This window comes from Yoonia sp., assembly GCF_030731595.1.
GTDB lineage: Bacteria > Pseudomonadota > Alphaproteobacteria > Rhodobacterales > Rhodobacteraceae > Yoonia.
This window is the reverse complement of record NZ_JANQTS010000143.1, coordinates 17,539-26,567: the sequence shown is the minus strand read 5'-3', so window position 1 is coordinate 26,567 and position 9,029 is coordinate 17,539. Positions and strand designations below refer to the sequence as shown.

Genomic DNA, 9,029 nt, shown 5'->3' with positions numbered 1-9,029 from the left:
GTTGCGTCAATGTCGGTAGCCTGTTTGGAACGATGCCCTGACCAGGCCGATCGCCTAGACCGAGATGAAATGATGCAATCGATTCGCTGCGGTTCATAATGCCGGTTTGAAACCTTTGACAAAGCGGCGGTACAAATTCGCCCAATTCAATGATTGGTTGGATTGATCTACCCCGACGCGGTATCTATCAGTGCTGCAAACTCAAAGAATGGAGCGGCTTCATGTCTGATTTTGTAATCCCGTCACCTCCTGTAACAGCGATCCCTGTGGCCTCTGGCGGGTTGTTTCCTGTGCGGCGCGTCTATTGCATTGGCAGAAACTACGCAGCACACGCCATCGAAATGGGCCATGACCCGGATCGTGAAGCTCCGTTCTTTTTCCAAAAAAACCCCAACAACCTGGACACTTCCGGCGCGTTTCCATATCCGCCGCACACCTCTGACGTTCATCACGAGGCAGAGTTGACAGTCGTCTTGAAATCGGGCGGTCAAAACATCCCTGTCGAGAGCGCCTTGGATCATGTTTATGGTTACGCCCTTTCGCTGGACATGACCCGCCGCGACTTGCAGGGGGAAATGAAAAAGGCCGGCCGTCCTTGGGAAATCGGCAAGGCGTTCGAGCGGTCCGCGCCGATTGGCCCCATCCATACAGTCGAAGAAGTGGGGCATCTTGACAGTGGCCCGATCACGCTCACGGTCAATGGCGAGTTGCGCCAAGAAGGGGACCTGAACCAGTTGATCTGGAAGACCCCTGAAATGATTTCCTATCTGTCGGAATACTTCGAATTGGCGGCAGGTGACGTCATCATGACCGGAACGCCATCTGGCGTCGGACCCGTTGTCAAAGGCGACGTGATGGAGATTGCAATCGCCGGTCTTGGCAGCCTGTCGGTGACGGTCACGTAAAGACCTGTGGGCTTGCCTGCCTATTGCGTCTGCGGGCAGCCCAAACCACCGGCAATGCTCAGGAAAACTCTTCGGGATAAAGGGTTTCCAGCGACGGCAAAAGCCGCCCGTACACCGATTTGAGATGGCGCTTCATGGACAGCGCCGCCAGATCGCCATCCCCGTCCAAGATCGCCTGCACAATCGCGTCGTGATCGGTGAAGCTGGTGTAATCAACAGCCGGGCGCTCGGTCGTCCGGGGGTGACCCCAGACCATTGACCTGCGCACGACGTTCAATGTCTCGAAGAAATAAAGATAAAGCTTGTTCTGCGCGCTTCGGGCAATCGCGTGATGGAGTTTGTTGTCCCAGGCTTCATAGCTGCGCCAGTCCGGCGCGGCGCGGCACCGGGCGGTACAGTTCAAAAGCTGCTCGTGATCGGACTTTTTGCTATAGATCGCTGCCAGACGGGCCAGTTCGGGTTCAATCGTAAATCGGACGGAAACAACATGCTGCGGATCTACAAGATCCCGCAGATACCTCACATCATCCAAGTTCAGAACCGGGCGGGCGCCCACGAATGTCCCGCGCCCGACATGACGCCATATCAACCCTTGCCCTTCGAGCTCCAGCAAAGCCCGCCGCAACTGGTTGCGGGTGACACCAAGGGCCGTGCACATCTCCCGTTCTGGTGGCAGGCGGTCACTATGTGCATAGCCGGCCGCGTCGATCATCTGCCTGACCCGCTGCACCAGTTGTTCTGTTTTCGACATTCAATTCCACCCAATCCATATATTGGTTGATTGATTTCATCGATACGAGCGCTTCTTGTTATGGGCAAGAGAATTTGCATCTGAGGTCTGACGGGTCATGCGGCGGGGAGGCCGATGGCCCCAGTCATTGAAAGGCCCCAGCGTGCAGAGGCTCTTCAAAAGGGGGGACTACATGAGACTTGCGACACTTTCCATCGGGGGTAATCCATCTGCCGCGGTTCAATTGGCCGATACGACTTGGCTTGATATTGCCAAGGCGTCTGCGGGCCAATCCAACGCCGCGCTCAAATCGGGTAGCCTGCAGGCCTTGATCGCAGACGGTCCTGCCGCAATGACTGCGCTGGCTCGCCTTGTCGCCGAAGCCGACGGCGGACAACATGCGGATGCCCGTGTTTCTGACGTGGTCTTGATGGCGCCGATGCCAAGACTGCAAAAGAACATCTTTTGCGTCGGACGCAACTACGCCGCCCATATCGCGGAAGGGGAAAAAGCGCAGAACATCAAGATCGGTATTACCGAACTTCCGGTGTTTTTCACCAAGCCACCAACAACCGTTGTGCCCCCGGAAGGGGACATTCTGATGTTCCCCGCAGTATCGGAGGCCGTAGACTACGAAGTTGAACTGGCCATCGTGATCGGCAAGGCGGGGCGCAATATCGCAAAGGAAGATGCGTTCGATCATATTTTCGGATATACGATCCTGAACGACATCACCGCCCGCGATGTACAGCGTCGCCACGGCGGACAGTACTTCAAGGGCAAAGCGCTCGACGGATCGTGTCCGATCGGTCCATGGATCGTGACCGCGGATGCGATCAGTGACCCGCATGCCTTGTCCATCGGCCTGACCGTGAACGGCGAGCAGCGCCAGAACGGCACGACCTCTGACATGATCTTCGACATTCCGACACTGATTGCGTCCTTGTCGGAAGGGTTGACGCTTGAACCGGGCGACATCATCGCGACCGGCACACCTTCGGGTGTGGGCTATGCGATGGACCCGCCGTGTTTTCTGAAGGCAGGGGATGTCGTGGTCTGCGACATCGCCGAGATCGGGCAACTGAGGAATACAGTACGCGTTGCATGACGTACTGCACCCCCGCACAGCGGGGAACAAGACAGCAATCTACTATGGGAGGAGACCCAATATGACTACGCGAAGAACATTTACAAAGCTTCTTGCCGCCATACCGCTGGTCGGCATTCTAAGCACGACAGCCGTGGCGCAGGACCTGCGCAATATCACTTTCGTGCAACCAAGCCCTTCTGCGATCAACTCGTTTCCGGTCTTTGTCGCAATGGGCGAGGGCTATTTTGCTGAAGAAGGTCTGAGCGTGACCGTCGAGGCAATCAACGGTTCTGCTGCGGTGCTTCAGGCGCTGTCCGCAGGTCAGGCCGAATTCGGGCGTCCAGGCCCCGGTCCGGTGCTTGGTGCGCGCGCGCGTGGTGTGGACGCAGTGTTCATCTACAACGTGGCAGCACGCAGCAACTTTGGTGTCGTGGTTCGCGCAGATAGCGATATCCAAGGTCCCGAAGGTCTGCGCGGCATGGTCATCGGTACCGGCACGGCGGATGGTGCAGAAGTGGGCTTTGCCCGCAACGTCATGTTCGGTTCGGGTATGACCGAAGGCACCGACTACGAGTTTCTGACTGTCGGTGATGGCGGCCCGGCCACGGTTGCATTCAACAGCGGCGCAATGGCAGCCTATTCGGCCTCGACTGCCGATGCCGCGATCCTGAACCAGCGTGGCATGGCGGTTCGCGATATCACACCGCCTGAATTCGCGCGTTTCTTTGGCAACGGCATTGCCACGATGGGCGACATCATTGCAAACGAACCTGAGCTGGTCGAAAAGTTTGTTCGCGCCTTTGCGCGCGGTCATGCGTTTGCCCTTGATGATGCCAACCGCGAGACTGTTCTGGCCCACCTCAAAGAGGCCAACCCGCAGGAAGGCGAAGACCCTGCATTTCAGTCGGCCCTGTTTGACGCCGTGCGTTCGAAAACCATTCCTGTCGATATGACCAACGGTCTTGGCTATTTGCCTCCCGAGGTTTGGGTAGAGTGGCAGGACAGCCTTGTCGCCGGTGGCGATCTTGCAGCGCCGCTGGATGACCTGTCTGCTGCCTATACCAACGTCTTCACTGCGATGGCCAATGAGGCATTGAAGTAATGAACACGCCCGCAGCCACACTTCATCAGCCTGATCCACATCAGACGCCGGTTTACGAGCTGACCCATGTCAGCAAGACCTACGCCCGAAACAAGGTGATCGCCCTGTCGGATGTAAGCCTGACCTTGAACAAGGGCAGTTTTTCATCGGTGATCGGGTCCAGTGGCTGCGGGAAATCAACCCTGCTCAAGATCATGGCGGGTCTGATCCCGCCATCCAAAGGACGCGTCGTTCTGCAGGACAAACCGGTCACCGGCACCCGCCGCGATATCGGCATGATGTTCCAGCAGGCGACGTTGTTCCCATGGCGGACGACGATTGAAAACATCGTGCTGCCTATCGAGATCCGCGATGGCCGTGCCGCCGCCGAAAAGGCTAAGGAAAAGGCCCGCGATCTACTTGATATCGTAGGGTTGAAAGGGTTCGAGGACGTCTACCCCAACGAGCTATCGGGCGGCATGGCGCAGCGCGCCTCGATTTGCCGGATGCTGATCACGGAACCTGCCGTGCTGCTGCTGGACGAGCCGTTCAGCGCGCTGGATGAATTGTCCCGCGACATGATGAACATGGAATTGCAACGGATTTGCCGCGAACAGAATGCGACCGCATTTCTTGTGACCCACTCGATCCAAGAGGCGGTGATCCTGTCGGATCATGTCTATGTCATGAAACCGCGCCCCGGTCGTCTGGCCGAAGTGGTGACCGTGGACCTGCCGCGGCCCCGCACGCTGGATATGATGACGACACCAAAGTTCGGCAAGATCGTGGATTATATCCGTAGCCTTTTGGACAAAGGAGAAGAGATGTGAGCGACGCACGCACAGACAAGCCCGGCACCGCCGCAGAGGATACCGTCTGGGTCGAAAAAGTCGCGCTGATCGATCAAATACCGCGCAGCATTCTGATGCTTTCGGTTTTCGTGGTCTTTGTCTTTCTCTGGCATATCGCCACGGTCTTCAACCTTGTGTCCAGCATCGTGCTGCCGACGCCTGCGGAAACCTTCAAGGATATGCTTTTTGTCGGCAAGAACCTCTTGACCGGCGACTATATGTTGCCCGCGTTGTGGATCACCTCCAAAGAGGTCATCTATGGCTTTGCACTGGCGATCATGATCGGGTTTTCCTTGGGTGTCCTGGTCGGTGAAACGGCCTTTGGCGAACGGGCGATCATGCCCTATCTGGTTGCGCTGGACACGATGCCCAAAGTGGCCTTTGCCCCTTTGTTCATCGCTTGGCTTGGCTTCGGGATTGAATCAAAGGTCGCCCTTGCTGCCTTTATCGCAACCTTTCCCATCGTTGTGGGAACAGCGGCCGGTCTGCACGCAGCAGACGAGAATTCGCGGATGCTCTTCAAGACGATGGGTGCCAGCCGGATGCAGACGCTCATCAAGATGAAGCTGCCCATGGGCTTGCCCCAAATCTTCACGGGACTGAAAATCGGTGCCGTGGGTGTTATGGCCGGAGCGATCACGGCGGAATTTCTTGGCGGCGGCAAAGGCTTTGGCGAATTGATCCGCGTAGCGGCGTCACAGCTCAACACGCCACGGGTGTTTTCCTTGATCCTGTATCTCAGCCTGCTGGGTCTGGGGCTTTATGCAATGGTCAGTTACGCGCAGCGCAAAATCGTTTTCTGGCAGCGTGAAACGGTCGGCGGCCGTGGTGATGGCTGACCACACACCCGCGCCTGTCGCAGTCGACAGGCTCGTAGATTTTGTCGCCGGGGCTTTTAGCGCACAAGGGGTTCCGGCGGCGGATGCGACCAAGGTGGCCGAACTGATGGTCGCGGCCGATGTCTATGGCTACAGCACGCACGGCGTCTTTCGATTGCGCCAATATCTGGCGCGGCTCCGAGACGGCGGATGCAACCCAGTCGCAGTGATTACAATCGCCCATGAAACCGTCGCGACCGCCGTCATCGACGGCGATAACGGGTTGGGGCATCTTGCGATGTCTGCCGCCCGTGATCTGGCAATGGAAAAGGCGCGCACTGCCGGCATTGGCTGGGTTGGCGTGCGACGTGGCAATCATGCGGGGCCTTTGGCACTTTATGTGCGCCCACAAGCAGAGGCGGGCCTGATCGGCATGGCGGCAGCTGTCGGCAGCGCCAATCATGTGCCGCCATTTGGCGGGACCGACCTGCTCTTGGGAACCAACCCTATCGCGATTTCTGCGCCAAGCGCGGACGCCGATCCCTTTGTCATGGACATGGCAACGACAGTTGCTGCAATGGGCAAGATCAAGACCCTGATCCAGCAGGGCCAGCCCATGCCCGAAGGCTGGATGGTCGGGCGCGATGGTGCGCCGCTGACTGATCCAAACAAGAAATCCGAAGGCTTTCTGCTGCCCATCGGGGGTGCAAAGGGTTTCGGATTGTCGGTGGCAATCGGATTGTTGGCGGGTGTTCTGAATGATGCTGCCTTTGGTTCCGATGTCGTGGATTTCACCGCTGACACGACATCGCAAACCAATACGGGCCAGTTCGTCATGGCACTTGATCCGGTTGCCTTTGGCATTTCGGACTTCGGGGATCGGGCAAAACACGTCTTTGACGAAATGCGCGCCTCACCACCCTTGCCCGGACACGACCCCGTCCGTTTGCCCGGCGAAGGCAAGACCGCAGCGGCTGCCGCGCGGCGGGACAGCGGGCTTTGCCTTAACCCTGCCTTGCAGCGCGACCTTGTGGCATTGGCGGCTGAATATGGCCTTGATACGCCGTTCTATTAAAGCGTCAGTTTTGACCCTGACCCCCAAGGGGCCAAGGTCACGCAGTTCAAAGCAAAGATCGGGCAACGTCCGAGACGTCAGAGTTCGCCAAGAATCCGCAGCAAGGTTTGCGAGGGGCGCATCACGCTTTCAGTCTTTTGCGCGTCCGTCAGGTAATAGCCGCCAAGATCCGCAGGGCTGCCTTCGGCTGCCGAAAGTTCTTCGAGGATGATTGCCTCGTTCTCTTCCAAGGCTTGGGCAATGGGTACAAATTTGGCAAGCAGGGTCGAGTCCTCGTTCTGCGTGGCCAAAGCCTGTGCCCAGTAAAGGGCAAAGTAATAGTGGCTGCTGCGGTTGTCCGTCTGGCCGACCTTTGCCTGTGGTGATTTATTCTTGTCCAGCACGCCTTGCGTGGCGCGATCGACCGCATGGCCCAGAATGCGGGCTTTGTCGTTGTCCTTGGTTTCGGCCAAGAACTTCAGGCTTTCCCCAAGGGCGCAAAACTCGCCCAGCGAGTCCCAGCGCAAGTGGTTTTCCTGTGTCAGTTGCTGCACATGCTTCGGCGCAGACCCGCCTGCCCCGGTTTCGAACATGCCACCACCGTTCATCAGTTTGACGATGGACAGCATCTTGGCCGAGGTCCCGAGTTCGAGGATGGGGAAAAGATCGGTCAGATAGTCGCGCAAGACGTTGCCTGTCACCGCGATGGAATTCTTGCCGGCGCGGATTGTTTCCAACGACAAACGGGTGGCTGCCCGCGGGGTCATGATCTGGAATTTGTCCGTCACACCAGCGGCGGCAAGGATCGGCGTCACATATTTGATCAGCTCTGCATCATGTGCGCGGGTTTCATCCAGCCAGAAAATGGCCTGACACTTTTCGGCCTTTTGACGACTGATTGCCAGTTTCACCCAATCCTCGATCGGGGCCTGCTTGGTCGAAGCAGAGCGCCAGATATCGCCTTTCTCGACTTCATGTTCGAGAGGGATATCACCATTCGCCAAGACGATGCGCACAGTTCCGTCATGCGGAATTTCAAACGTTGTCGGGTGCGAGCCGTATTCTTCGGCCTTTTGCGCCATCAGGCCCACATTCTGCACTGTGCCAGCGGTGCGCGGATCAAGCGCGCCTGTTTCTTTGAAGTACAAGACAGACTCGTCATAGACCGGCGCATAAGAGCTATCGGGAATGACACAGTTGGTATCGGCGGCCTTGCCATCCGGTCCCCAGCCCTTGCCACCGGCACGGATCAGCGCAGGGATCGAGGCGTCGATGATGACATCCGAAGGGACGTGCAGATTGGTGATGCCCTTGTCGGAATTGACCATATAAAGCGCAGGGCGGTCAGCCATGACCGCATCAATCGCGGCCAGAATCTCTGTGGCCTCTGGCATTGCTGCAACCTGATCAAGCAGCGCACCAAGGCCTGAATTGGGGTTGACCCCTGCTGCTGCCAGTTTCTCGCCATAGGTATCGAAAACCGGTTGCAGGAAAACCTTGACGGCATGGCCAAAGATGATCGGGTCGGACACCTTCATCATCGTGGCTTTCAGGTGGATCGAGAAAAGGATACCTGCGGCTTTCGTGGCCGCGATCTGTTCGGCCAGAAAACGGTCCAGCGCCTTTGCGGACATGAATGTCGCATCGACCACGGTGCCCGCAGTATAGGATACGCTTTCTTTCAGGACCGTGACGCTGCCGTCTTTGGCGACAAGCTCGATACGTGCAGGGCCAGCCTGTTCAGCCGTCAAAGTCACCGATTTCTCGTTGGAAAAGAAGTCATCAGACGACATGGTCGATACAACTGTCTTGCTTTCGGGGACCCATGCGCCCATCGAATGCGGGTTGGACATCGCGTAATTCTTGACAGCAATAGCCGCGCGTCGGTCCGAATTGCCTTCGCGCAAGACCGGATTGACGGCAGAGCCTTTGATCGCGTCAAACCGTGCGCGAATGGCCTTTTGCGCATCATCCGCAGGATCTTCGGGATAATCGGGGATGGCATAGCCTTTGGCCTGCAATTCCTTGACTGCTGCCACAAGTTGCGGGACCGAAGCGGAAATATTGGGAAGCTTGATCACATTGGCGTTGGGCTGTTTTACCAGCTCGCCCAGCTCGGCCAGATCGTCCGGTTGACGCTGCTCCGGCGTCAGGTTTTCAGGAAACGCCGCGATGATACGCCCGGCAAGCGAGATGTCCTTGACCCCGACCGTGACCCCCGCAGCGGATGCGAAGGATTGAATGACAGGCAGAAGCGACACCGAGGCAAGCTGAGGTGCTTCGTCAACTTTGGTGTAGATGATATCTGGTGATGCTGCTTTGGTCATGGGGATAAGCTGAACCTTCAAGTTGGCAAAGTTGTGTTAGTGGTCTTCTCTGGCATGTCGTATTTGAGCAGAAGTTTCAATGACAGGCTTGCAGATGAACGCGCCAAATTGCCAAAAACATTGCGCGTCGTGATGGTCTTTGGTGCCAAATGCGGCGCGAACGAAATGGCGCC

8 protein-coding genes are annotated in these 9,029 nt (G+C 57.4%); 6 read left to right on the top strand and 2 right to left on the bottom strand.

The window, feature by feature from the left end:
• Positions 1 to 221: 221 nt before the first annotated feature.
• Positions 222 to 905 (top strand): fumarylacetoacetate hydrolase family protein, encoded by a 684-nt coding sequence (locus NWQ23_RS16130; RefSeq protein WP_306167416.1) that lies wholly within the window; start codon positions 222 to 224, stop codon positions 903 to 905.
• A 58-nt stretch (positions 906 to 963) separates the two neighbouring features.
• Here the strand turns inward: NWQ23_RS16130 and NWQ23_RS16125 are convergent, their stop codons facing one another.
• Entirely contained in the window at positions 964 to 1,656 is a 693-nt protein-coding gene (locus NWQ23_RS16125; RefSeq protein WP_306167415.1) for a FadR/GntR family transcriptional regulator, read from the bottom strand.
• Between the two features lie 172 nt (positions 1,657 to 1,828).
• On the opposite strand from NWQ23_RS16125, the gene NWQ23_RS16120 reads away from it, so the two are divergent.
• The 5 genes from NWQ23_RS16120 to NWQ23_RS16100 all read left to right on the top strand — a co-directional run bounded on the left by NWQ23_RS16120 (position 1,829) and on the right by NWQ23_RS16100 (position 6,550).
• The gene (locus tag NWQ23_RS16120) at positions 1,829 to 2,743 is read left to right on the top strand and encodes a fumarylacetoacetate hydrolase family protein (protein WP_306167414.1); all 915 of its coding nucleotides are present in this window, start codon (positions 1,829 to 1,831) and stop codon (positions 2,741 to 2,743) included.
• Positions 2,744 to 2,804: 61 nt separating this feature from the next.
• Positions 2,805 to 3,827 carry an ABC transporter substrate-binding protein gene (locus NWQ23_RS16115; RefSeq protein ID WP_306167413.1) on the top strand — a complete coding sequence of 341 codons (1,023 nt, stop codon included), beginning with the start codon at positions 2,805 to 2,807 and terminating at the stop codon, positions 3,825 to 3,827.
• Positions 3,827 to 4,636 carry an ABC transporter ATP-binding protein gene (locus NWQ23_RS16110; RefSeq protein ID WP_306167412.1) on the top strand — a complete coding sequence of 270 codons (810 nt, stop codon included), beginning with the start codon at positions 3,827 to 3,829 and terminating at the stop codon, positions 4,634 to 4,636. The genes NWQ23_RS16115 and NWQ23_RS16110 overlap by 1 nt, the downstream gene beginning before the upstream one ends.
• Entirely contained in the window at positions 4,633 to 5,496 is an 864-nt protein-coding gene (locus NWQ23_RS16105) for an ABC transporter permease (protein ID WP_306167411.1), read from the top strand. The genes NWQ23_RS16110 and NWQ23_RS16105 overlap by 4 nt, the downstream gene beginning before the upstream one ends.
• A complete protein-coding gene (locus tag NWQ23_RS16100; protein ID WP_306167410.1) occupies positions 5,489 to 6,550 on the top strand; it encodes an Ldh family oxidoreductase in 1,062 nt (353 codons plus the stop codon). The genes NWQ23_RS16105 and NWQ23_RS16100 overlap by 8 nt, the downstream gene beginning before the upstream one ends.
• A gap of 77 nt (positions 6,551 to 6,627) precedes the next feature.
• Here NWQ23_RS16100 and NWQ23_RS16095 read toward each other — a convergent pair whose 3' ends face one another.
• Positions 6,628 to 8,856 (bottom strand): NADP-dependent isocitrate dehydrogenase, encoded by a 2,229-nt coding sequence (locus NWQ23_RS16095; protein ID WP_306167409.1) that lies wholly within the window; start codon positions 8,854 to 8,856, stop codon positions 6,628 to 6,630.
• Positions 8,857 to 9,029: the final 173 nt, after the last annotated feature.